Annotated in this window: 17 protein-coding genes and 2 tRNA genes; 8 read left to right on the top strand and 11 right to left on the bottom strand. The window is 49.6% G+C overall.

Annotated features, from left to right (window positions below; genetic code table 11):
* Nucleotides 1-397 precede the first annotated feature (397 nt).
* The 6 genes from EZI54_RS18520 (at nt 398) to EZI54_RS18495 (ending at nt 8,365) form a co-directional block, all read left to right on the top strand.
* Entirely contained in the window at nt 398-574 is a 177-nt protein-coding gene (locus EZI54_RS18520) for a DUF1328 domain-containing protein (protein WP_131483368.1), read from the top strand.
* A 154-nt stretch (nt 575-728) separates the two neighbouring features.
* A complete protein-coding gene (locus EZI54_RS18515; RefSeq protein ID WP_131483367.1) occupies nt 729-3,326 on the top strand; it encodes a DNA phosphorothioation-associated putative methyltransferase in 2,598 nt (865 codons plus the stop codon).
* A gap of 90 nt (nt 3,327-3,416) precedes the next feature.
* Nucleotides 3,417-4,496, top strand: a complete 1,080-nt coding sequence (gene dndB / locus EZI54_RS18510) for a DNA sulfur modification protein DndB (protein ID WP_242674521.1) — start codon at nt 3,417-3,419, stop codon at nt 4,494-4,496.
* Nucleotides 4,493-6,013: a DNA phosphorothioation system sulfurtransferase DndC gene (gene dndC, locus EZI54_RS18505; protein ID WP_131483365.1), complete on the top strand. Its 1,521-nt coding sequence runs from the start codon at nt 4,493-4,495 to the stop codon at nt 6,011-6,013. The genes dndB and dndC overlap by 4 nt, the downstream gene beginning before the upstream one ends.
* Nucleotides 6,013-8,007 carry a DNA sulfur modification protein DndD gene (dndD, locus tag EZI54_RS18500; RefSeq protein ID WP_131483364.1) on the top strand — a complete coding sequence of 665 codons (1,995 nt, stop codon included), beginning with the start codon at nt 6,013-6,015 and terminating at the stop codon, nt 8,005-8,007. The genes dndC and dndD overlap by 1 nt, the downstream gene beginning before the upstream one ends.
* Before the next feature lies 1 nt (nt 8,008).
* The gene (locus EZI54_RS18495) at nt 8,009-8,365 is read left to right on the top strand and encodes a DndE family protein (RefSeq protein WP_165495798.1); all 357 of its coding nucleotides are present in this window, start codon (nt 8,009-8,011) and stop codon (nt 8,363-8,365) included.
* Nucleotides 8,366-8,430: 65 nt separating this feature from the next.
* Here the strand turns inward: EZI54_RS18495 and EZI54_RS18490 are convergent, their stop codons facing one another.
* The 11 genes from EZI54_RS18490 to EZI54_RS18440 all read right to left on the bottom strand — a co-directional run bounded on the left by EZI54_RS18490 (nt 8,431) and on the right by EZI54_RS18440 (nt 22,683).
* Nucleotides 8,431-9,579, bottom strand: coding sequence for a DGQHR domain-containing protein (locus tag EZI54_RS18490; protein WP_165495797.1), 1,149 nt, complete (start codon nt 9,577-9,579; stop codon nt 8,431-8,433).
* Between the two features lie 10 nt (nt 9,580-9,589).
* On the bottom strand, nt 9,590-10,150 hold the full coding sequence (locus EZI54_RS18485; RefSeq protein WP_131483361.1) for a hypothetical protein: 561 nt from the start codon (nt 10,148-10,150) through the stop codon (nt 9,590-9,592).
* A 14-nt stretch (nt 10,151-10,164) separates the two neighbouring features.
* Complete coding sequence (dptH, locus tag EZI54_RS25120) at nt 10,165-15,285, bottom strand: DNA phosphorothioation-dependent restriction protein DptH (RefSeq protein ID WP_242674520.1); 5,121 nt, start codon at nt 15,283-15,285, stop codon at nt 10,165-10,167.
* Complete coding sequence (dptG, locus tag EZI54_RS18475) at nt 15,266-16,609, bottom strand: DNA phosphorothioation-dependent restriction protein DptG (protein ID WP_131483359.1); 1,344 nt, start codon at nt 16,607-16,609, stop codon at nt 15,266-15,268. The genes dptH and dptG overlap by 20 nt, the downstream gene beginning before the upstream one ends.
* A complete protein-coding gene (dptF, locus tag EZI54_RS18470) occupies nt 16,606-18,195 on the bottom strand; it encodes a DNA phosphorothioation-dependent restriction protein DptF (protein WP_165495796.1) in 1,590 nt (529 codons plus the stop codon). Before dptF ends, dptG begins: the two co-directional genes overlap by 4 nt.
* A 638-nt stretch (nt 18,196-18,833) precedes the next feature.
* Nucleotides 18,834-18,907, bottom strand: a tRNA-Cys gene (locus EZI54_RS18465).
* Nucleotides 18,908-18,995: 88 nt separating this feature from the next.
* Nucleotides 18,996-19,071: transfer RNA gene (locus EZI54_RS18460), tRNA-Gly, on the bottom strand.
* A gap of 132 nt (nt 19,072-19,203) precedes the next feature.
* Complete coding sequence (gene pgsA, locus EZI54_RS18455) at nt 19,204-19,758, bottom strand: CDP-diacylglycerol--glycerol-3-phosphate 3-phosphatidyltransferase (RefSeq protein WP_123634471.1); 555 nt, start codon at nt 19,756-19,758, stop codon at nt 19,204-19,206.
* Between the two features lie 5 nt (nt 19,759-19,763).
* A complete protein-coding gene (gene uvrC, locus EZI54_RS18450; protein ID WP_131483357.1) occupies nt 19,764-21,614 on the bottom strand; it encodes an excinuclease ABC subunit UvrC in 1,851 nt (616 codons plus the stop codon).
* The gene (gene uvrY, locus EZI54_RS18445) at nt 21,598-22,257 is read right to left on the bottom strand and encodes a UvrY/SirA/GacA family response regulator transcription factor (RefSeq protein ID WP_131483356.1); all 660 of its coding nucleotides are present in this window, start codon (nt 22,255-22,257) and stop codon (nt 21,598-21,600) included. The genes uvrC and uvrY overlap by 17 nt, the downstream gene beginning before the upstream one ends.
* A 144-nt stretch (nt 22,258-22,401) precedes the next feature.
* Nucleotides 22,402-22,683, bottom strand: a complete 282-nt coding sequence (locus EZI54_RS18440; protein WP_131483372.1) for a hypothetical protein — start codon at nt 22,681-22,683, stop codon at nt 22,402-22,404.
* Nucleotides 22,684-22,814: 131 nt separating this feature from the next.
* Here EZI54_RS18440 and EZI54_RS18435 point away from each other — a divergent pair, with 131 nt between their 5' ends.
* Together EZI54_RS18435 and EZI54_RS18430 are read left to right on the top strand one after the other, a co-directional pair.
* Nucleotides 22,815-23,525 (top strand): AzlC family ABC transporter permease, encoded by a 711-nt coding sequence (locus EZI54_RS18435; RefSeq protein WP_131483371.1) that lies wholly within the window; start codon nt 22,815-22,817, stop codon nt 23,523-23,525.
* Nucleotides 23,518-23,850: a branched-chain amino acid transporter permease gene (locus EZI54_RS18430; RefSeq protein ID WP_131483355.1), complete on the top strand. Its 333-nt coding sequence runs from the start codon at nt 23,518-23,520 to the stop codon at nt 23,848-23,850. The genes EZI54_RS18435 and EZI54_RS18430 overlap by 8 nt, the downstream gene beginning before the upstream one ends.
* Nucleotides 23,851-24,054 lie beyond the last annotated feature (204 nt).

Genomic DNA, 24,054 nt, shown 5'->3' with positions numbered 1-24,054 from the left:
GAAACGTGCGAATAAGTTCCACCGTCACCGCACGCAGATCTTCCAGCTTGTTGGCATGGATGACCTGAAAACCGGTCGGTAGCGCTGGCCTGTCTACTGCTCGCATTCTGGTTCCCTGGAAGGCTTTTTCCCGATGATACCGACCCGAACCGCCGGTGTCCGGGTTGGCGGGCTATTTTTGGAAAACCGCCAGATTAACACAAGCTGAATAAACCATAATAAAGAAAACTTACGCTTTATATTCAGCAGCTTGCCGATTCATTTCAAGACGAACATGACCACGCGAATTTGCCCTAAACCGATGCCTGTGCAACGTTGAAAGACACGTACGGAAAGTCAGCTGGATCGCCGGCATCGACAGTCGCTGGCAGGAAGGCTCCAAAAAGGAGGATTCGTTATGTTGTATTGGGCACTGGTGTGTCTGGTTATCGCCATCATCGCCGGCGTGCTGGGCTTCGGCGGCATCGCGGGCACCGCAGCGGGCTTCGCCAAGATCCTGTTCTTTATCTTCCTGGTGCTGCTCGTGGTTTCGGTTCTTGCCAATGTTATTAAAGGGCGCGGTCCAAAGATCTAGTGCCAGCCACTTGAAGGAATAGGCTAGGCAGACGCAAGGATGCGTCGCTTGATAGCAATACGGCGCCACCCCCAGGAAAAGAGCGGAAACTCAATACGCCTACTTTTGAAAGATTTACTTGCTATCCTGAGCTGCCCTTAGATCGGAAAGAGTGATGAGCCACCGCAATCGCGATATCGGTAAAAAAATCGGCGAATATCGGTACCTACACAGCTCGGCAGTCCACCTACTTGGCCCGGAAGTCCAGCATCGGATAGCTGAGGCCGCTTCGAGAGCCTCACTTGTTCTCGGAAAGAACTTCAACGTTGTGAAACTGAGTTCTCGAACAGATGACCTCACCCTTCTGAACTACCCTACGTTTTTTGAAGAAGCTTTCCCAACACTTGAACAGGCTTGGAAGTTTGACCTGGAGACTCTGAACTATCGCTACCGCGTCTACCTGGAATCAAACAACCCGCCGATTCTTCACCGAAAAGAACTCCTGCTGGCACCTGATCACAATGAGATTCCGCGCTACTCGGCTCTAACAAAAGAAGCTGAAGGCATCGGTCTATTTGATGACACTAAGAGAATCGGCTTTCTTCAGGAATGGGAACGTCTACTTAAAGACAAAGGCTATGAGGTAATCGACCACTCATTGATCCCCATAGCCAACCAAGAAGCAGATTCTCAACTAGAACCAAAGAGCAACGAATCACAGCAGATCCACAGACACCTAACGGCCCTTACGAGAACCCAGATGTCCGCGCCAATGCAAAGTCTGGCCCGTTACGGTTATTTAGATGGTTCTAAATCTATTTTCGATTATGGATGCGGGAAAGGTGGAGATCTTCAGCTTCTTAAAGAAAATGGCGTACAAGCAGCAGGCTGGGACCCGTATTACGCGCCAAACGCAGAAAAAGAGCCGGCTAACATAGTCAATATGGGCTTTGTAATAAACGTTATCGAAGACGTGGAAGAGCGCAGCGTGGCTCTTCAATCAGCATTTGGCCTTGCAGAAGAGTGTTTAGTCATCTCTGCCATGCTTGAAAATGCCAATGCGCGAAGCGGCATACCCTACAAAGACGGTGTTCGAACATCTAGGAACACCTTCCAAAAATACTTTTCCCAATTAGAGCTCGCAGCATACATAGAGGCAACCCTCGGAGCGAAGCCAGTCCCGGTAGCGCCTGGTGTTTTCTACGCCTTCAAAACATATGAAGCGGAAGCCGATTTCTTTCATCGCAAAAATGCTCGCTGTCGCACACCAATCAATGGTGCGGTACGGAGAAATGTACATAACTCCCAGCCCCCAAGAATGAGCACAGCCTCTTTCGCGCGCAAATATGAAAACAATTCTGAGCTGCTAGAGAAATTGTGGTCCTTCTGGCTTGAGCTGGGCAGAGAACCAAAGCCAAACGAAGTCGAAGACCTGGAAAAGATTCGAGATTGCTTAGGATCTTACCCATCAGCTTTAAAAATACTCGTGAATCAAAAGGGTGAAGAAGGCGAAGCGATGCTGAAAAAAGCTCAGCAGCAGCGCAATAACGACTTAATAGTTCAATTAGCTGAACACAAGTTCTATCGAAAGCCCCTACCTCGCCCTTTGCCTGAGCGCTTCAAAGAGGACCTCAGGCACTTTTTCGGTAACCAGGCCAATGCGCTAGCAGTTGGAGAAGAACACCTGGTTAGCATTCTGGACAAAGTAAGGATCCATTCAGAGTGCGTTGAATCAGCCCAAAAGGGTATCGGTTGGCTAGATGACGGTCACTCGCTACAGCTGCACACGGATTTGATCTCCAGGCTACCTCCAACTCTGAGAATCTACATAATTTGTGCATCCAGCCTATATGGAGATCCAAGCTCGGCTGATCTCGTTAAAGTTCACATACGCTCAGCAAAATTGACGCTGATGAAATTCGACGACTTTAACGGGAAGGCCATCCCCCGAATGCTGGAACGCACCAAAATTAATTTGATGAACCAGCGGATAGACGTTTATCAGTACGGCGAAGAATTCGAACCTCCCAACCTTTATTTGAAAAGCCGATACCTTCATGAGGACCAAGAAGGCTTCTCTGAGCAGTTACGATTTGATGAAAAAATGGAGGAGATGCGAGTAGCCGATTTCAGCGGCTTCGGTCCATCTTCATCTGAGTTTGGACAGATTCTCGAAGACAATCGGCTATCGATTGATGGTTTCGCGTTGGTGAGAAGCCGGGGCATTCCGCCTTTGGATAGAGCTTGCGGCAAATATTTTAAATATCGAGACTTTGTCGAATGCGGAGAGACACATATAGCAGAGCAAACTGAGAATCGCCCCAAACAACCTGAAACCTACACAGCTCTTTTCGATTTGGCGAAGAACCTACTAGACCCAATTATTGACTACTTTGGCATGGTCCAGCTCACGTACGGCTTCTGCTCTGCTGAATTGAACAAGAAGATTCCGGGTCGAATCGCACCCAAGCTCGACCAGCATGCCTCTCACGAGCTCAACAAACTGGGAAACCCTATCTGTAAGAGACTTGGTGCCGCAGTAGACTTCATCGTCGAAGATGAGGATATGCTTGAGGTCAGCCAATGGATCGCGGAAAATCTCGAATTCGACAGGCTCTATTTTTACGGTAAGGATCGTCCGATTCATTTGAGTTTCAGCGAGTCCCCAACACAGCAAGTGACCGTCATGACGCGCAGCGGGAAGGCTCAAAAGCTTCTTCCCAGATCGTACTCTGTCGATAATTTTTTGGAATCACAAACCACACATATTTAGGAATGCCACTCGTCCGGATATTGATCTGGAAGTTAAATTTCGATAACTTAACGTCCAATCAACATTTCACTTCCGAGCATGGAGGCCCTCGTGGACGAGTTCTCTCATACCTTCCCCGCAGCCAGGGGTATACAGTCTGGTCGGCCGTGCTACGTCGCCATGTGTCCACTCCGCCTCGTACCGAAAATCTTCATTTTCGATGGCCAGGAAGTTCCACCGGAATTAAGAGCTCAGAGAGTCCTTAACAGAACCAGAATTCCCGACATTGTCAGCTACCTAGTGGACAATCCCTCAGACTATACGCTTTCAGGTATTACCGCCTCAGTAGATGGACAAGTCTCATTTGAACCCAGCACGGACACCGGACTTGGCCAAAATCTTGGACTGCTCTCGATTCCCATGGATGCCAAGATCCTGATCAATGACGGACAACACCGTCGTGAAGCAATCGTTCAAGCAATCGAACAGAACCCCGAACTTGGCTATGACAACGTTCCAGTGCTCTTTTTTATCGATGAAGGCCTCAAGCGTAGTCAACAGATGTTCGCCGATCTGAACAAGCATGCAGTGCGGCCAAGCGATTCAATAAGCACTCTCTATGATCATCGCGATGCCCTATCGGAGCTGGCACGGAATGTTGCGAAGGAAGTGAAAGTCTTTTCGCGATTAACCGAAATGGAGAGATCGAGCATCTCTAATCGAAGCAGTAAGCTATTCACGCTTTCAGCGATCAAGAATGCATCCAAAGCCATGCTTATGAAGGGAAAAAATGATCCCATCACGCAGGATGAGCAGGACCTCGCGATCGATTTTTGGAATGAGGTTGCCGTGAATATGAGGGACTGGCAGCTCGCCCTCGAAAAGAAAGTGGCGACTTGCGACCTGCGGGAACAATACGTCCACGCGCATGGGGTCATGCTTCAGGCTATGGGCCAAATTGGCGCAGACCTACTTTTCAAGCCTAAAGCCCAATGGAGCAAGATTCTAAAAGGTCTGCAAGAAATCGACTGGGCACGCGCAAATGCTGACTGGGAAGGTCGTGCAATGCATCACGGTCGCATAAGCAAAGCTCGAAGCAGTGTCGTTCTAACCGGCAACTACATCAAACAGCAACTTAGTGTTCCGCTTACACCCACGGAGCAGGAATACGAGGAGTCGTTCAAGAAATGACGGCACAAGAACAGTTCGTCTATCCGACCCACTTAAACATGATTCAAGAGTTCTCTCTTGGCAATCGCCCACTCGTGGATCTGGTTCGAGAAATACAAACAATATACTGCTCAGATGACCGCCCTTGGATCATTGGCTTTAGTGGCGGCAAAGACTCCACCTGCGTTTTATCACTTATTTATATGGCACTGCTGCAACTGCCTGCAGAAAAACGCAAAAAGCACATCTACGTGGTCTCATCCGATACTCTGGTAGAAACGCCTGTAGTCGTCGATATGATCAAGAAGGTCATTAACACCATAAACGAATCGGCACCCCGAGAAGGCCTACCGATCAGTGCACACAGCGTTGTGCCAAAGACAGATCAAACCTTTTGGGTGAATTTGCTCGGTCGTGGTTATCCTGCGCCAAATCAGACGTTCCGCTGGTGCACGGAACGAATGAAGATTGACCCTGTAAGCGAGTTTATACTCGATAAGGTCGCCAAATTTGGTGAGGCCGTTGTAGTGTTAGGCTCTCGCAGCCAAGAGAGTGCGTCTCGCGCCCAGGTTATCGCGAAACATAAAATCGATGGTTCTGCGCTTAGCCGCCACAGCTCTCTTCCAAACGCCTACACATATATGCCAATCGAAAGCTGGTCCGCAGACGAAGTGTGGATGTACCTAATGAGTGCCCCATGCCCATGGGGAGGATCAAACCAAGAGTTGCTCGAATTGTACAAAGGGTCGAACCAAGGCGAGTGCCCGCTAGTAATCGATAAAAGTACGCCCTCGTGTGGGAACAGCCGTTTCGGGTGCTGGACATGCACCGTTGTGACTGACGATAAAGCGCTGCATGGCCTTATCGAGTCGGGTGCCAATTGGATGAAGCCTTTGTTGGCGTTCAGAAACAAACTATACATGTCCCGCCAACCAGAAAACTCTGAAGAGTATCGCAACTTCCGCCGCAGAACAGGAAGAGTCTCTTACAACTCGGGCGACATCAGTGATGATAGTGTGCGAGAAGTGCGCCATATCCCGGGTCCCTATTGGCTGTCCAAGCGCCAAGAATTCCTCCGTGAACTGCTCACTATTGAGAAGGGGATTAACGAGAGTGGTGAGTCTATCGAACTGATTACTCGCCCCGAGTTACACATGATAAGAAGAGAATGGCTACGCGACCCAAATGAACCGGACTGGGAAGACTCCCTGCCGCGGATTTATCGAGAGGTCTATGGAGAGGACCTTGATTGGGTAGAGGACGATGCTGGCGCATTTACACGAGCAGATTCCGAAACACTTGAGAGGCTCGCAGAAAAATACGGTGTTCCATCAGCGCTTGTTCGCAAGATGCTGGAAGCAGAACTTCAAGTATCGGGTCTAGGCAATCGAAGGGGCATACTGAACAGCCTGGAGAGTATCCTCCAAAGAGATTGGGAGGATCTCGACGCGATCAATGAGCGCAACCATTCCTTTCGTAAGCGAGGCAAATCGTACGTTGAGGAAGTGAAAGACGAATTTTCAGAGTTTTTGAACTAATGCTTATTAAAGAGCTTACGCTTACCGACTTTCGAGTCTACCAAGGGAAAAACTCCTTCAACCTCACCCCCGAAAAGCGTGAGGGCAAAACACGGCCCATCATTCTTTTTGGCGGTTTAAATGGCGCGGGTAAAACAAGCATCCTTTTGGGCGTAAGGTTGGCGCTCTACGGACGTTTGTGTCTGGGCAGTGCAGTTTCCCAAAAGCGCTATGATGAGTTTCTGCTCGACGCCATACATCACTCAAGAGAGACTGGTCGTTCCGCCAACTCTTCGTCTGTTGAGCTCAAATTCACTTACGCAAAGCTCGGAACGGAAAGCCAGTACCACGTTAAGCGTGAATGGGAACGAAAGGGCAAAGGCGTTAAGGAAACACTCACTGTCTTGGAGAATGATACGCCTATTAAAGGTTTGAGCTACGAGCAAGCTCAGAACTTTCTGAATGAACTGATACCTGCAGGTGTATCCGACTTATTCTTTTTTGACGGTGAGAAAATCGCCCAACTAGCTGATGATTCCGGAGGAATAGCCCTCGAACAATCTATCAAGAAATTACTGGGGCTCGACGTCGTTGAACGGCTCTCCGGCGATCTAACCGTTCTTAACCGGAATCTGGCCAAGCGATCGTCCGCTCAGGAAATGCAGGCACAAATCGACGCTGAGCAGACCAAACTGATGCACTGCCGGAAACAAGCTGAGATCATCCGCCAAGACATCTCAACCATCCTCGCTCAGCGCGCTGAGTTACAAGAGCGCGCGAAAAGGCTCCAGAAAGATATCGATGATCGAGGGGGACATTTCTCCACATCCCGGGCTCAGCTCGAAGGCAAGCTGAGTCAGCTCCATAGCGAGCGAGATAGCTTAACATCCGAAATTAATGGCCTTATATCCGACGCGGCACCCATTGCCTTGGCAGAAGACTTTTGCCGAAGAACTAAAGAACAGATTGAGCAAGACCTCCAGCTTCAGGGGCTTTTGCAGGAATACAGAATCCACAACGGATACCGAACACACCTGGAAGGCGCTCTCGATTCAAAGCTGGCACCCGATTCTTTGGCTATCGTGCTCGCTGAGATGGATAAACTGGGCAACTCCCATCAAGACCTCGAATCCCAGACTTTGGTTCACGACTTAACGCCCTCTCAAGCAGGGAAAATATACTCAGCATTCGAGGATGCCAGAAGACAACGGCAGGATGTGATTAAGTTGTTTGATGCTCTGGAGCGCATCGAAGCGGAACTCGATGAAATTGGAGCCTCTCTGGCCCGCGCTCCGGACGATTCATTGATTGCCTCTGATTTCGAAAACTTGCAGCAGCTACAGCAAAAACTTGGCAGGTTAGATGCTGAAATCGAGTCAGCGCGGGCGAAAGGAAAAGACGCAGCTAATGAAGCCGTCGAAATAGCCCGCCGGCTTGACCGACTGTACGAAACTGCTGCGAAGCTGAGCGACCAAAAGAGAGTTATCGACTACGTCAACAACGCCAATGGCTTGCTCGCGGACTATGTCGATCAGACAGCGACCGCCAAGGTTCGAGACCTTGAAGTCCAGTTCACCGAGTGCTTTGCCAAACTTGCTCGTAAAGAGGACATGGATCTACAAATTCAGATCAACCCCAAGACCTTCCACGTAGAACTATTGACTGGTAACGGGCGGACGATAGCGAAAGACGAGCTTTCAGCTGGTGAAAAACAGATATTCGCAATTGCTGTTCTTGAGGCACTTGCAAAAACCTCCGGACGCCAGCTGCCTATGATCGTCGATACTCCGTTAGGGAGACTGGATTCTGAGCACAGAACCAAGCTGATAGAAGGCTATTTCCCTATCGCAAGTCACCAGATGATTGTGCTCTCTACAGACACTGAGGTGGATGAATCATTCTATTCTGATCTCTCACCCGACATATCCCGGGCCTATAAGCTCGAATATGATTCAAAAGCCGGAGCGACTCGCGTCCGTGAGGGTTATTTTTGGCACCAAAAGGAGGCCAGCTGAGATGTTTCCCACCCGCATTCAGTTGAGTAAAAAGACCTGGGATAGGCTTCAGTTCTTGCAAACAAAAACGCGCCTGACTCCTAATGTGCTGGCACGCGCAGCTATTTCACTTGCACTGCGCGATACACATACTGCAACAATCAATAAGAGCAAACCCGACCAAATTCATGTCATCAACCGCGACGTGCTTTTTGGTGATCAAGAAAAGGCATATGAAGTATTAATCCAGCAATTCTGCTCCGAACAAAAGGTCGAGGCCGATTATCAAAGCATCATACGATCCTTAATCGATAGCGGTCTGCATAAAATGGGGCACGTCAAGAAACTTTCAGACTTGCGAACTGCCTTTTCTTCATAGCCTCTCAGACTCCTCCAGGTTTTGTATTGCAAGGCCAAAACCAAACAGCGACTCATACGACACTTCTAACCATAGTATTTTTTTATAGAGTCGTAGATCACCTTGGACGATCGACTTGTGGGATCGAGTTCCAGAAAGAACTGATCATCTAGTTCGCATTTTGATAAATGATCTAAAAACCTTTCACAACTAATAACTTTGTCCCACTCGAAGCTGGAATTTTCAATCTTATATAGGTCCTTAAAAACACGAACTAAGGCGTTAAACCCAATTGCCTTATTTAAAGAGGATCGCTTCTCTCCTTTAGACCAAGCTATAGGCCACTTTTGTCTAACAGCATCAAAAAAATTAAGGAGGTTCGAGGCTATAACCTCATCTTTGTCTTTTATGAACGCCTTCCTAAAAAAATGCTTTTCCAAGCTAGCTCGATCTAAATGTGATAGCTCATTTTTTCTCCAGAACTTAGATTCCGCCAGAAAGTGGTCCCTATCAGCCTTTGGATCTGGTGATATAAGTTTAACAACATTCTCAACAAAGGTTGCTTGAGTCAGAAACTCGCCCTTCACCCCAGGTGTGGCCACACCTAACCTTTTTATTGACCTATAGAAAGGACTTTTCACTTCAGCATTTAGAATGACAGCAATATCGTGGCAAGTTCGTTCTGGACTTCGTGCTTCCGCCAATGCTTGCAAGTCATATACCAAGCTTTTGTTTACCTTGGTTTGAGCGAGGTTTACGGTTGCAAATATCCCTGCCTGTGTTGAAACGTCAGCACCAACAAAGATAGTTACTAAAAGCTGAAAAGGAGAAGTCGAGCCATCTGGATTCTCAAACTCGAAGTTGCTCTCATTGAAACCTGCCAGTCGATGCTGCCCATCTAGTATCGAGGCGATCTTATCGTCTTCTCCCTCATTAGAAGTTAAAGTTATAGATTTCGAGCTCTCGTCCCAGCTTACATTTTCTTCATTAATGGAGAGAATTATTGAACTGGGAAAGGTCGCATCGATTCCTTTTATGTAAAAACTAATTTTCTTCACCCTATCCGGCTTTAGCTCTCTCTGGATACCAAGGTATTTACCAACATCGTCGTGTTGAATTTTCCTAACATCGGCCTCCGAGATTCGAGTAACATCAGAAGCTTTCATAACTCCACAGTAAAAATCACCAACAGGTTGACTTACCTTTATTGCATCAAAAGTTACAGAATACGTCATTTTGTCAACTCTATTTAGAAAACACTTTATCATTTAGATTCTTTTGACTGGAAGAAACAGCCTCGTTATACGACTCACCAGGATATCTATCGTGGTATGATGCGTAATACCAAACAATGAGAGAAACCAAATATATAAATACTCCAAACCAACTTAGGTCATACCCAAAAAGCCCATAAAGATATTCTTCAGCTCCTTTCCCTAACTCAACCTGACCGGATTTAACAATTTCACCAATCCTAAAATATGAAAAGCTAAGAAGACCGCCAATCAAAGAAAATAGCGAAAAAATAAAAACAAAAGAAAAAAATCTAAACTGGACTTTAACTTGGCCTGCGACTTTCTTTAGTAGTAGAAGAAAAAATGGCGTTATCATTGCAGTTGTCAGAATAAACACTTCTCCGCCCTTTAGGTTCCCCCAAAAAGCATCAGAATAACCCATGGGCAGAGCCCAACTTTTGATGGCAGAATCCACTATAATCGGTAAAAAAGAACCGAGAAGCATCCAAAAACAAGCTATCGAGGTTTGTGTATGGCCGTTTTGTATAAACCGATCGTATTTTTTTGCCATTCTCGCACGCCTGCTCACTGTTCTAACTCCCAGAATGCCAAATCTTTCACCTTGACGACCTTCTTCTTTCCATCCACGCATAGGCTGTGATGCTTAGTTAGCCTACGAATCTGCCCCATAAAATACTCTTCATCCTGCTTGCTCTGAGTATTGAAGATGGCCTTAATTTCCTGTGATCTAATGTTGGCGACCTGGTGAATCACCCATGAGAGGATAAGAGTTGAGTAGTCATTGTCGCCAGTTTTAAAGTGGGTTAATTCCTGTGTTGAAAGGATAGTCCCGACTCCAAACTCTCGTCCCTCTTTGAGAACTTTCTTTAAGCTTTCGAAGTCCTGAGACATAAAGTTATCGGCTTCGTCTACCAAAATCATTTTGGAGATCTGACGATAGTTACCGTCAAGCTTGGAGCTACCTTGCTGATGCATCTGGGTGTAGAAAAGATCTAAGGTCAGAGCGACAACGAGGTTTTGGATCGTGCGATCATAGCCAGAAAGGTTGATGACTGTAACGCCATCTATCAGGTCATATAGCGACTGCGTTTTACTCGTGTCTGGCTCGAAGATTTCATACGCTGACAACACTTCCAGAGCCGCATAAAGGGAGTCATGGTCAATTCTCTCCTGCTCCTGGAATGTCGACCACACATCTTCCAATGTTGGGGCAGGCCTACTCCAAGTGCTTTCATCATTTGAATAAATTCCCGCAGCTTCATAGGCGTTCCGGATCACCGTGCGCAATTTACTTTGCTGCTTTACGCCAAGGTTATAAGACTTTGTCATCGACGAAATGAACTGACCAGCAACATGCACCGGTAGCTTTTTCTTGTCTCCAAACAAGGCGAACGGGTTGAAAGGCAAGCAGTCAAGTTCGAAAACCTGGGCATCAGTGGCCTGAACAAAATCGTCTTTAACGTAGTCAGCCTTGTAATCGAAGATCAGTATCCCTATTGGGGCTCCGTCAACGTTATGATTTTGATTTCGAACAAGCTGAGTAATCAGTGATTTGGTGAATTGGGTCTTCCCTGTGCCCATCGTGCCAATAATTCCGGTATTCGTATTGAAGAGCTTTTCGGTATTCGTAGGCTCCCAATAGACTACCTCACCGCTTTGAACATCCTTGCCAAACTCGACCTTGAGCGGCTCGCCAGTTACCGCAGGTTCGAAATTTCCGCCCCCCTCTTCTGAAGTATCATCAGCCGCAGCGGGGAAGACACCGCTATCATGTTTTGAAAACGGATACATAACCGTTTCCGTCTTATTGAGGGCAGGCTTCTTCGCTGCATCCTCTTCTATGTCTGCAGGCACTTGCTCAGTGAATGACTGCAGAAAATACTCTTTGGGCACGTGAAGGAATGAGCCGTTGTCGATTTTCTTTCTAAGTTTTTTGTAAGGGGTCCTCACAAGCTCATCGAGCAGCCCCATTGGTATTTCTGCCTCCAACACACCGTCTTTGAGGTCGTACTTCTCCTCAAAGCAAGATTCATTGTTTATATGTGCAACAACCAAGGCTTTAGGGTAATCGTCAGGGAGCTCGCCGATACGATAGTTGCCTTCAAGCCATGCCTCCCGGTTACTCAAAAGACCTGAAAAATGGTCAGTTTCGAATACCTCATAGAGCTCGTATTTCTCAATTTGAAGCAAGACTTGGCGGACAAATAAACCTCGGTAGAGCTTGGCTTCAAGTGTGTCGGGGGTTGGTCCAAGTAGATTCTTTCCCATGTACTGCTTTAGCTCTAATGCCTGTTCCCTAGCTTTAGCGAAATCTGGGCGGCCGCCTGCCTTCACCTCGACAGGTAGGAGATATAAACAATCATCCTTGAATCCTGCGAACAAGATGTCATCAGAAATAGCACCCTTGCGAATGTTTTTATTGTGGCGGGAAAAATCACTATCCGACATCGCGAGACCAATATTGCCGGCTACGCGAATCATCTCTGCGACCGATATTGGAACCCAAGTGATGTCTGACTGGGCGAGCATTGTGCTAACAACCTTGTAAGCTCCAATGATCCCTTCCTTGGCGGTCTTCTCTTTAGACTGATCAGTAATCAGCTTAAGTAGCCATTCACCATTGAAGGCATTGAATTCACGGATCAATTCATTACCAGCGTTCCCTAGCACGTTCTTATACAGATCGATTTGTTTTGTAACGGTAATTGCGTCGTAGCCAGAAGAGCTCGTGTATTGATCTGAATAATGGATCAGGATTACACCAGTCTTCGCCTGGAAAAACTTGAGCGTAACCTTGGGGTCAATGATGGTAGTCCACAGAGAGCTGTCGTATGAGCGTTCGAGCAACGCCATGAATTCCTGGCTCACGGCAAGGCTGATGGCAGAATGATCGTGGTAGACGTCATTCTTCGATTGCGACGGGCGCCACAACGTGCCTATCATCTTGGCCAATTTCAGATGAGGAATGTCATCGTAATCTACGCCACTCAACCCAAAGGCAGTAAAGTAACGATCACCCTCACTGCGTGAAGATTCACCCGACAACAAACCTCCACACGCTATGCCAGACAAGTGGTCGCTAATACTGTTGTCGACAGCCTCAACTTTCTGATCATTCTTGAAAAATGTTAGGTGTGCGTACGCCTGTTTCTCAACGTTCTCATGCCGGAACTTGCTGAATGTCAGCCGAGTTCTTAACAAGTCAATAACCGCATCTGCGTTACGGCGCGCGGCGCCCTTGTCTAATCTGTAGCTATCCTTGATCTCTTCATACATTCCCATCTCTGCGAACTTATCGAATTCAGTCTCAATAAGTTCTTGATCATAGAGGTTCACATGTATGTGAAGGCCGTCCTGCAAGTGGGCTTGATAGTAAGAGACGAGGCCCTGAAAAAGTTCAGTATTCTCCGCGTTGTTGACTGAATTGATGAGTAGTGGCGCATCGTCAACTTGAAGGAATAACTGATTGAATGTGCTAGTGAATTCTTCAATCTTGTGTTTGACCAGATTGGTGACGAAGTCAAAGCTAGTTTCCTGGTGAGGCACAATCTCTAGCCAAAAGGGGTTCTCAGGGACCGCCTGCGTATAGTTGTATTGGTTTTCCTTATCGAATAAGTGGGGTATGAGCCCCCTCGGGTTTAACCGGCTCTTCGTAACCTCAGGCAATTGACGGAAACTCCTCGCTTCACCGTCCAGTACGATTTCTTCTACCAGTTTGAGGTAATAAGACATCACCAGTGGATGGAATGGGGAGAGGAATCGCTTTTCGTTAAGCGTCACAAAGCCTAGCCGAATCACTAATCGCTCGGAGTAGCTCAATGACTTACCCGTGGGAATTTGTTCTAAGTAATCGATACAGGCATGGACATATTCCTTGCCAAGCGCCACGAGTTCTGGCCCCCAACTGGCTAGCGAAGGTAGCGTTTTATGCTTTTGGAAATACCCAATTAGTGCTGAGTAGGCCTCGTATAGAGCAGAGTCAGCGAGTTCTAACCCTGAACTAGGAATTCCTTTTTTGAGATCATTGTCCCATTCAACGCAACCTTCATTAACTAATGCCGATTCCGCTTGTAACAGCCATTTTCTCAGGAATAGAGGCTCCGACTCCTGATTATCGAATACAACTGTCTCTTTGCCCGGCTTATAGATACCGTTAAATTCATCGTTCTTGAAAAGCCTGGCAAATCTATTCGTATCAAATATGACAGGTAGCTTAAGCGTTTCTTTGCTAGGCTCACCCTCTACTAAAATCTTTAGCTCCGCTTCACCATTGGTCAGAGTAAAACTAACCTCATCGGATTCGTCATAAAGCTGAGTAAAATCCACCTTCCCAAATTCGGTAGTAGCGATCGTTTGGCCACTATCCTTGAGTTCGACCGAAGAGGTGAGATCTGGATTCAATTCAAGAACATGCTGATCTGCTTGGAGGACGAGTGCCTTTCTGCGGTAATCTATGAGGAATCTATTATCAAACGCAGATAAATGAAAAGTTCCCTCCCGAATAATCATACAGTGGAAGCTGTATTTCTCGTTTGCGGAGTCTCGATTTAGCCGCAGGCTGAAAAAACGGGGCTCGACACCGGCAACACCAGAAATGGTGAAAGTCGATTTCTCTCCTCTTGAGGAGAAATCGATGTCAATAAGCTCTGACATAGATTTTGGTAGCAACGCTAGTTCTCGCCTTTCTAGGCGCTGCCCAACGAAGCTGATCTTGAAATTAAATAATTCTTGATCTGCAGGAACCTCAACTATTAGGTGCTTGTCTCGCCGTCCAGCTGCGGTCTCTTTTTTATCTCGAACATCGACTTCGCAGCCGTTAACCGTCAAACCCTCGTAATCGAGGGTGAGATTCTTCTGCCGGTCCTCTTCCGCCCTAAAATCGCCATAGTTCAAGTCTTTCCAAGAAACCTCTGGATTTTCGCCAAAATGCTTCTGTATAAACTTTGAGCCAAATTTGGTGAGCCTGTCCTCCAATTCGTTAGGGAAATGCTCAACCGCAAACTCTATTTCTTCACGAAGTTGGCGATTAGCCTCAAGCCGACGAGCAACTTGCTTCTCATTGGAATTGCTCAAAACTTGGGGATCGTTGAAAAGCCCCAGCTCCTGGAAACGAAGATCTCCATCAATCACCGCATCGTGAAGATGTCGAAATCCGAAAACACTGGATCCTTCTTCGTTAATGACGCGCACCTGATGCTCGAGAAGACATCGAGACGCCACCTGGCTAGACATGTCATCGGAAATCAACTCGTCTAGCTTTTTTTTTGTTTGGCGCGGAGACCAAACGGCCTTGCCCTGCCCCAGATCGAACGCACTGTTTATAAGCGTATCGAGCAAGCTGTTGTGAATTATAAGAAGCGCACAGCTTTCAAACGGAACTTCCTGAGCGGCAACCTCATCCCGAAGGCTAGAGATGTAGTTTTCGGTGTAGCACCCACTATCAACATCGGGCTGCTCTAGATGACCGGACACCAACAAGCGGCAACCGTTAACAGAAAGATAAGAGAGCTCCTGGCCCTGAACCTCTAAAACACCGTCCCGATTCTCCAGCAATTCAGAGACAAGTCCTCTCGTGTTTTCAGGGTCTGGTGACTTGAATTGATATCGGGCGCCCGCTTCAATTCTTTCTTGAAGCCAATCCCTCAGATTCTTTACAAGAAAGGCTTCAAAGTGTTTTCCGGACATATACCGCATCCCCGCTATCGCTCATTCTTTCAACGTTCCCTATTCGCTCTAAAAACCGAATAATTGCCTGTTCAGACTGACGGTCAAACCATACACCCCGCTTTCTAAATTCAGAGAGAAGCTCCTGAAACTGCATCTGCTTCTTATCGCCGATAGACAGGTTTGTGAGCAGCAGGAGATAATCTTGAGAAATGGTAAGCACCCGACCAGAGCGGCCCCTCACCTGTATGAAGTGGGAAGCAACTTCATTCTCAAAAGCGTTAACAAACTTGCTGTTGACTGTGAACTGGTTGGTACCTCGTTTGCTAAATATCTCTTTCGCTGTATCGCTTAGAAGTGCAAACATTCCTTTTGCCGTTTGAGCATATGCATCTACGGCCTCTAAGCCTCGTTTTTCTCGATATCTTCTGCAGAACTCGATTAATGAGTTATGTAGCTCATGTTGTTGACGCTTTGGCATGGCCTCGACATCCTGCAGAACGTGCCACAAAGGAAATTTTTTCGCCTTCTTGTTTTGGGGCTGATTTAAGTACTCAAGCATTGATAAAACAGGAAACAAATCAGCTACCTTCACGATGAGCTGTCCGAAGGACTCCCCCACCTGCTTTCTTTCTAAACTCGCCTTCTCAGTGTCGAGAATAAAAAAAAGCGGCTTACTGTCCGGTGCCTCAGTCCATCCGTTTATATTCAAAGCGAGTTGAGCGCTATACAAAAAGTTATATAGATTAAAAAACAAGCTCAAATTCTGCAGAAAGTAACTAGGATGCTTGAGTAGAAAACTTAAGTCCTCTGAAAATAATTTAGAGAGGAAGGGCAGATAGGGGTGCTCTGTAGGCTCATCACTAGAGTCAGTTAGGAATTTTTGAAACTCGTCGACGAGTTCTTTTTCGAGAAAGTTGACGTCACTGCTTAATCTCGGAAATTCAATTCTCTCGTGCAGAATGAAGTTAGTCAGCACCTGCGAAATATGCTTATTTGTGGAGGTATCCGCTTGCGTAGTTTTAAATATTAAAAACTCCGGCGACACCTTGAAAAGCCCCGATGCATCATCTTCAAAATACATCGTTTCAATGAGCTCATTCATAGTGTCATCTGTTAATTTGGGCGTCAGGCGGTCAAAAACGGCTTTCCCGAAGGTCTCTAGCGTTGAACCTTTCGTTAGTTGTTTTTGCAGGGCTGTCGATAGAACGCTTCCCGCTATCGCGTCAAAGTCATAGCCGGCGGAATTTGACCTCTGCTGTCGAAACGGGAGAAAACTGTTTACCAGATTTCGTTCTTGAATTTCTTGTTCGTCCAGCTCTGCAAGATTCTCAGCTACCGTCACTCTTCACCCCCAACTACAAATTCCTCATCATCCACTTCATTGGTCAGGACAACTTGACTGCGAGCTTCGGAAAACAGCAATCGATTAGAGTTGACGATAACTCCTGTAACGTCTGCGATGATTTCCTCTAGGATCACGATAGTATTTTTATCGTGCTTATTAGGCCGGTACCCATTGTTAATTTTGGAGATCAGCTCCAGGAAACTCACGTTCACATAGAATGTTCGTAAACGCTGATCACCTACTTTTATACACACAGGGAACTCGTGGATATTAGCCACAGGCTCTTTCTCGATTCCTTTGAAATCTGGCCTCAGATTGGCGTGGGCAGAAATGAAAACTTTATTCCTACTACAAAGGAACATATGGCCCCGCTTCGTAAGCGACGGCTCAAGACGATTCCCAAATCGCATCAAGGCTGAAAACAATTCGTCTTTATAAAAGTCGCGGAGAGGAGTTTTATCGCCTCCATCATAAGTCGCGTGTAGCCGCCAAATTTCAATGTAGCGATTATATAGCGGCTGCTCGAAATCGTCGCCGAAGGTCTGATGGAAATTGTTCCCGATTTCAACGTCCTGAAGAAGATAAAAAAACCTAAGCCAACTAGCTGCATCCAACTCTCGTACATTGAGATCACTCGCAACATCCGCCTGAAACTCTTCAAACGCCTGCTCTTTGACTCCAAGCGGATGTTGAATTAAAAATTGGTCAATTCGCCGTGACCTTATCGAGCAAGGATCAAAGTGACTAATGACCTCACTCAACTCATTTTGCCCGCTGACAAACAGGTTATCGCAAAGCAAACCAGGACCCGTAATGAGGTGGTGAACGAAATCAAGTAATGCCCGAGCAGACAAAAACTGATCGAACCTCAACCGAGCGGAGAGAAGCAATTTGACGATGCGTTCACGAACTTCCTTGATTTGAAGCAATCGATAATTGGTTGTCAGTTTATCCTGAGATGTTTCTATAGATTCTAGATAAGCCCTATACAGCGGATTTGCGTCTGATGCCGCAACCACTCTCTCGATTAGCTCGAAGATGAATACTGACCCAGTCTTCCCTTCTTCGAGACTGAATTTTGGGTACTTTTCAAAATTCAGAAACTTGAAATGCGGCGAGATCTCTTCGCCGGACTGAAGGTACGCCTCAATGGCATTCCGTATCTCCTCGTGCTCTTTGTCGCCTTGAGACGAAAAATTAAAGAGCATTCCTACATTGATACCGACAACCAGAGGCTTCTCAGAACTTTTATGTTCTTCAAAAAGTTGGTCGAGCGCTTGGATAGCGTTCTGATCTGGCTTGAAGGCATGCGTGGCATCGAGATGGAAACTGAATTCATCGGAGTAGCGCTTGTGATAGCGCTTGAGAATCTCAGATTTGCCGTCACCGGAGGAACCGCATAGAAATATCACAGTTTCCGGAGGCGGACTGGAGTCCAGTAGGCGCTTGAAGTCGGTCTCGATGTCAGTCTCGACGTAAAGATAATCTTTTAGCTCGTCTTCTTGTTTTTCTCCTTTCCCAAGCGTCGTTACTGCTTGGGCCGAAGACCTTGCGAGGGTATCCAGCAACCGTTTGAACTGCACGTTTCTTATCCTTAATCAACGGCCTATCGGAATAATGGTTCTCATTACGCGCAAAAGTGAACCAAACGTAATGTGAGGCTACCACAGGCTGGAATTTGAAGAAAAGCTAGCGTGCTAAAGATATCTCCGATCCTTTTCCAGACTAAAACACCCGAAAAATCATAGAGTATGTCATGTGAGCCTTAATCTTTCTGGGTATGGTTGGATCTCACGAGCAAACCTCTACGGACAGTCGAAAATAAAAGTGGAATTGGAAATTTATGCTTCGACAAGGTGGGACAACCTCAACCCAACATAGAGGTAGATCCAGGTCCTATTGTTCTCAAGATTCGCCCGCTAATCTGAACCCGCTCGCAGCCTCATAAAAATATGATTTCATGCCCTCGTTTACGGCAAATCCGCCAAAGGCCGAGCTCTTAGGGGATGGTGACATCTAGGCTCGGCACCAATAGCCATTCGGCTGCACGGCAAACTTAGTATGTTATCCGACGTTCTTCGCACGAATATCAGACTATTGGCAAATATTTTATTGACTATCAGGGCATAAAGGGACACAAGGAAATAGCTTGGGAGCGAATCAGGCATCGATGGCCAACATCAGGTGACCAAATTGCATGAGCGGAGTAACTGGATAAAATTGGAGGCGCGGGTCGGAATCGAACCGGCGTACACGGAGTTGCAGTCCGCTGCATAACCACTCTGCCACCGCGCCGGGGAAAGCCTTGGAAACGGGCTTTTGCTCTCAGGAGGCATTGAGAGACTTGGATTGTGATTTCCAACCGGCGAAACCGGAGAGAAATTGGAGCGGGAAACGAGATTCGAACTCGCGACCCCAACCTTGGCAAGGTTGTGCTCTACCAACTGAGCTATTCCCGCCCTACTTCGTTGCAATGAAACGCTGTCATCGCTGAAGTGGCGCTTATATTAATGGATCAGCCGGGGGTGTCAACCCTTTTTTTGATTCAGTAGTTTACCCTAACTGATTGATTATTCTTTAAACAGAACCCTTCACTCCCCGGCTTTGGGGAACAGGTCCGGCCACGCCGCCTTCAGGTAAAGGTACATGGACCACAGGGTCAGGATCGCAGCGACGTACAGCAGCACCTTGCCGAGAATGGCGCCTACCGTGCCGATCGGGAACGCCAGCAGCATGATGATGGACACCATCTGGGCGGTGGTCTTGATCTTACCGATGTAGGACACCGCGACACTGGCGCGTTTGCCCATTTCCGCCATCCATTCCCGCAAGGCCGAAATCACGATCTCGCGGCCGATGATGATGCTCGCGGGGATCGTCATCAACATGGAATGGTGCTCGTCCACCAGAACCGTCAGCGCGATGGCCACCATCAACTTGTCAGCGACCGGATCGAGGAAAGCACCAAACGGCGTGCTCTGGTTCAGGCGACGGGCCAGGTAGCCGTCGAGCCAGTCGGTGGCGCCGGCCAGGGCGAAAATAGCCGCGCTGGTCAGGAAGTGCCACTCGAACGGCAGGTAAAAGATCACGACGAAGACCGGGATCATCACAATCCGGGACACCGTCAGTATGTTGGGTAGATTCATTCGCCCTACTCGTTGTGAAGTGCTGCGTAAATCGATTCGGCCAGCCCGCGGCTGATGCCCCGGACTTTGGCAATCTCCGTGACACTGGCCTTCTTGATCTCCTGGATGCCGCCAAAATAGCGGATCAGTTCCCGCCGGCGTTTCGCACCCACGCCCTCGATGCCTTCCAGTGTTGACTGCCGGCGTTTCTTGTCCCGCCGTGCCCGGTGGCCGGTGATGGCAAACCGGTGCGATTCGTCGCGAATGTGCTGGATCAGATGCAACGCCGGTGAATCGGAGGGTACCCGGAACGTGGCGTCCGTCAAGGCATCGATCAGTTGTTCCATGCCGGCCTTACGGGTGACGCCTTTGGCCACGCCGATCAGCGTAATGTCCGAAAGACCCAGTTGTTCGAACACATCCCGGGCCACATTGAGCTGCCCTTTCCCGCCATCGACAAACACCAGATCCGGCCGTTTGCCCTCGCCGGACTTGATGCGCGTATAGCGCCGCGTCAGGACCTGGCGCATGGCGCCGTAATCGTCACCCCCGGTCACGCCTTCGATGTTGTAGAGCCGGTAGTCGCTCTTGAGCGGCCCGTTTTCGTCGAAGACCACACAGGACGCCACCGTATTCTCGCCGTGACTGTGACTGATATCAAAGCATTCCATGCGCGAGGGCGTTTCCTTGAGTTCCAGCAGGTCCCTCAGGGCCAGTAACCGGCGATAGACCGTTTCCTTGCTGGCCAGGTGCGTCAGTAATGTCTGCTGGGCATTGGTCGCGGCCAGGTCCAGCCAGCGCCGGCGTTCGCCGCGGACGTTCCGGCGGATGCGGACCTCCCGGCCGGCGGCTTCCGTCAACGCCTGGGACAGGATGTCCTGTTCATCCACCTCAACCGGCACCAGGACCTCGCGGGGAAACTCGCGCTGGGCATCGCCGCCGAAATAGAACTGCCCCAGGAAGGCGCTGAGTAGTTCGGCGTCGGACTGCTCCAGGGAGAACCGGGGGAAATAGTCCTTGGTGCCCAGCACTCGCCCGCCCCGCACGAGGATCACGACCACACACACCACGCCGGCATCCTGCGCCATGGCGATCACATCGGCATCGCCGCCGCTCGCTTCGATGGACTGCTGCTCCTGGACGTGACGCAGGTGGTTCACCTGGTCGCGATAGATCGCTGCTTTCTCGAACTCCAGGGCCTGGCTGGCGGTTTCCATGGACTGCATCAGGTCGTCCAGGATCGCCGGGTTCTTCCCCTCCAGGAACATGGTGGCGTGGCGGATGTCGTTGGCGTAGTCCTCCGGCGAGATGTAACCGACGCAGGGCGCCGTGCAGCGGTTGATCTGGTACTGCAGGCAGGGTCGCGAGCGATTATTGAAAAAGCTGTCAGAACAGTTTCTTATGCGGAATATCTTTTGAAGAACATTAAGACTTTCCCGGACGGCGCCGGAGCTGGGATACGGCCCGAACCAACTGCCCTTGGCGCGTCGGGTACGCCCCCGGCGGAAGGTCAGCGAGGGGTATTTGTCGTGGCCCGAGAGATAGATGTAAGGATAGGACTTGTCGTCCCGGAGCAGGATGTTATACGGCGGCCGCAGGGACTTGATGAGGTTCTGTTCCAGCAGCAACGCTTCGGTTTCGCTGCCGGTGATGGTCACCTCGACCTGGGCGATACGGCTGACCAGGGCCTCCGTCTTGGCGGACAGGCCACTCTTGCGGAAGTAGCTGCTGACGCGGTTCTTGAGGTTACGGGCCTTACCGACGTACAGCACCTCACCGGCCGTATCCAGCATCCGGTAGACGCCGGGACGTTCGGTGAGTCGCTTGAGAAAGGTCTTGCTGTCGAATTCGTGGGCCGTGTCAGACTTTGTCGGCATCAAGCAACCCGAGTCTGACGGCCATCAGGGCAAGCTCTACATCGCTGGATATTTCCAGCTTCTCGAAAATACGGTAACGGTAGCTGTTGACCGTCTTGGGGCTGAGACAGAGCTTGTCGGAGATGTCCTGCACTTTCTGGCAATCCACGACCATCATGGCAATCTGCAGTTCGCGTTCGGACAGCTTATCGAAAATCGACAGCTTGTCGTTGTCGGCGCTGTCGCCGCCAAGCTGCTTGAGGGCCATTTTCTGGGCGATTTCCGGGCTGATGTAACGCTGCCCGGTGTGCGCCATACGGATGGCACGAACCATTTCCTTGATGTCGGCGCTCTTGGTGATGTAGGCCGACGCCCCTGCCTGCATGACCCGGGTTGGATAGGGATCGTCGGCGCACGCCGTCACCACGATCACCCGGATCGAATCATCAATACGCAGGACACGGCGCGTTGCTTCAAGCCCACCGATACCGGGCATCCGGATGTCCATCAACACAATATCGGGGGCATCGTTGCGAACGAAGTCGACGGCGTCTTCACCGGATGCCGCCTGACCGATCACCTCGATATCCGTGTTGTCTGCCAGCATCCGCGTGATGCCTGATCGAACCAGCTCGTGGTCATCTACAACCAGGACCCTGATCAAAATCCACCCCGCACAATTATTCGCTATTCTTGAGGAGCCAATGCCATTGGCTGTTGCCACGCCCTGCCGGGCGCGGCCCTGCGCCATATGCCGAACAACAGAATTGTATCGTCTAAGGGGCTTACGGGATACCCGTCAAACCAACTAATTCCGCATAGCGGACCCCGGACCGTTACCCTGCTTCGGGCCCAGCCCGGCGGTGTTCTCGACAGGATTGAACCACACCACCAGGTCCCCTTGCTTGACCGCAGTCATGACCCGGGTCTTTTCGGCCATGGGCGACTCGGTGTCGTTTACCCCGTGATAACGGGTGCAATACTCTTCCACCAGACCCTCAAGCTGGTCGTCACTCAACAGGTCCGTTTCAACGATAAACGGTTCCTGCCGTGGATCCCCCTCGGGAGACTTCTCGGTGTCATCGTTCATGTCGGACATGGGTTCCTCATACAGGGTTGGCTGGACTGTAACCGGTACAGATTCAACAGGGACTGTACCTTACCAGAACAGGGTAATTCATTTACCATCGGCGCCCGGTTTTTGTTCAGGACCGTCCGGTGATCGATCGTTCCGTCTTCAAGCTCACGTTACCCATCCTGTTTGGCTATATCCCGCTGGGCATGGCCTTCGGGGTGCTGTTTGTCACCCAGCTCGACTACCCCTGGTGGGGCGCCACCCTGATGTCGCTGGCGATCTATGCCGGTGCGGGCCAGATCCTGGCGGTGAGCCTGCTGGCGGTTCACGCCAGCCTGCTGGAGGTCTTTGTGGCGTTGTTCGTGCTGAACGCCCGCCACCTGTTCTATGGCCTGTCGCTGTTGGGCCGCTTCCGCGGCGCGGGCTGGCGCAAGGGCTACCTGATCTTCGGCCTGACGGACGAGACCTATTCACTGCTGACCAGCCGCCACCGGACGGACGATACAGAGGCTGAGCAACGACGTGACAGCTTGATCACGCTCTATAACCAGTCTTACTGGGTCATCGGATCAACGCTCGGCGCCTGGCTCGGTCGGGCCGTGAACTTCGACAGCACCGGCATCGAATTTGCCTTGGTGGCGCTGTTCATCGTGCTGACCATCGAACAATACAAGGTGCTGGGCCAGATGCTGCCGATCTGGATTGGCGCAGCGGCCGCCGGCCTGAGTCTTGCGATCCTGCCCTCTGACCAGCAACTGATCGGTGCGGTTGTCCTGGCCACCCTCAGCCTGCTGGCCCACTACCGTTTCCATCGCCCGTCCGTGTCGGCGGGGTCACAGGAGCACAGCCATGGATAACCTGAGCTACCTGCTGGAGTTTATTGCCGTGGGGACGATAGCGACGTTTGCCACGCGGGTTATCCCGTTTGCCTTCTTCTCGAGGCACAGCGAGCATCCCCTGATCCAGCACCTGGGCCGCTTCCTGCCAGCCGCGGTCATGTCGTTGCTGGTGGTGATTTTCCTGCTACGTTCGGGCAACTGGTCTGCGCCAGTCCTGGGGCTGGATGCGCTGGTGCCCAGCCTGGTCGTGGTGGGATTGCATCTCTGGCGCCGCAATGCCCTGCTGTCGATCATTGCCGGTACCGCGTGCTATATGGCGATCCAGCAAAGCGGATTGGGCTGACGGGCCGCCCTGTCCCGGGCGACGTGGTTGCGCGCGGGATGGCGCCTCCCTGCGAGCCGCCTGGGGAACGGGTCACGCTGGATGCCGGTCAATTCCCACAGGCCGTAGCGCCGGAGGACCTATCAGTTCCCAAGCTTGCCAATCCTTATAGTGATGTTAATGGTCTGGCTAGCCCCGAATATCGCCTTCCCGTGCGCCTCCGAA

The sequence above is a fragment of the Marinobacter halodurans genome (assembly GCF_004327985.1).
In the GTDB taxonomy this organism is placed as follows: domain Bacteria; phylum Pseudomonadota; class Gammaproteobacteria; order Pseudomonadales; family Oleiphilaceae; genus Marinobacter_A; species Marinobacter_A halodurans.
The sequence above is the reverse complement of the archived record's forward strand: the minus strand, read 5'-3'. Positions and strand labels throughout refer to the sequence as shown.

Excerpts from the sequence above, each read along its gene's own strand:
- EZI54_RS18520 (WP_131483368.1), top strand. The coding sequence starts at position 398 with ATGTTGTATTGGGCACTGGTGTGTCTGGTTATCGCCATCATCGCCGGC.
- EZI54_RS18515 (WP_131483367.1), top strand. The coding sequence starts at position 729 with ATGAGCCACCGCAATCGCGATATCGGTAAAAAAATCGGCGAATATCGG.
- dndC (WP_131483365.1), top strand. The coding sequence starts at position 4,493 with ATGACGGCACAAGAACAGTTCGTCTATCCGACCCACTTAAACATGATT.
- dndD (WP_131483364.1), top strand. The coding sequence starts at position 6,013 with ATGCTTATTAAAGAGCTTACGCTTACCGACTTTCGAGTCTACCAAGGG.
- EZI54_RS18495 (WP_165495798.1), top strand. The coding sequence starts at position 8,009 with ATGTTTCCCACCCGCATTCAGTTGAGTAAAAAGACCTGGGATAGGCTT.
- EZI54_RS18490 (WP_165495797.1), bottom strand. The coding sequence starts at position 9,579 with ATGACGTATTCTGTAACTTTTGATGCAATAAAGGTAAGTCAACCTGTT.
- EZI54_RS18485 (WP_131483361.1), bottom strand. The coding sequence starts at position 10,150 with ATGGCAAAAAAATACGATCGGTTTATACAAAACGGCCATACACAAACC.
- dptH (WP_242674520.1), bottom strand. The coding sequence starts at position 15,285 with ATGTCCGGAAAACACTTTGAAGCCTTTCTTGTAAAGAATCTGAGGGAT.
- pgsA (WP_123634471.1), bottom strand. The coding sequence starts at position 19,758 with ATGAATCTACCCAACATACTGACGGTGTCCCGGATTGTGATGATCCCG.
- uvrC (WP_131483357.1), bottom strand. The coding sequence starts at position 21,614 with ATGCCGACAAAGTCTGACACGGCCCACGAATTCGACAGCAAGACCTTT.
- EZI54_RS18440 (WP_131483372.1), bottom strand. The coding sequence starts at position 22,683 with ATGAACGATGACACCGAGAAGTCTCCCGAGGGGGATCCACGGCAGGAA.
- EZI54_RS18430 (WP_131483355.1), top strand. The coding sequence starts at position 23,518 with ATGGATAACCTGAGCTACCTGCTGGAGTTTATTGCCGTGGGGACGATA.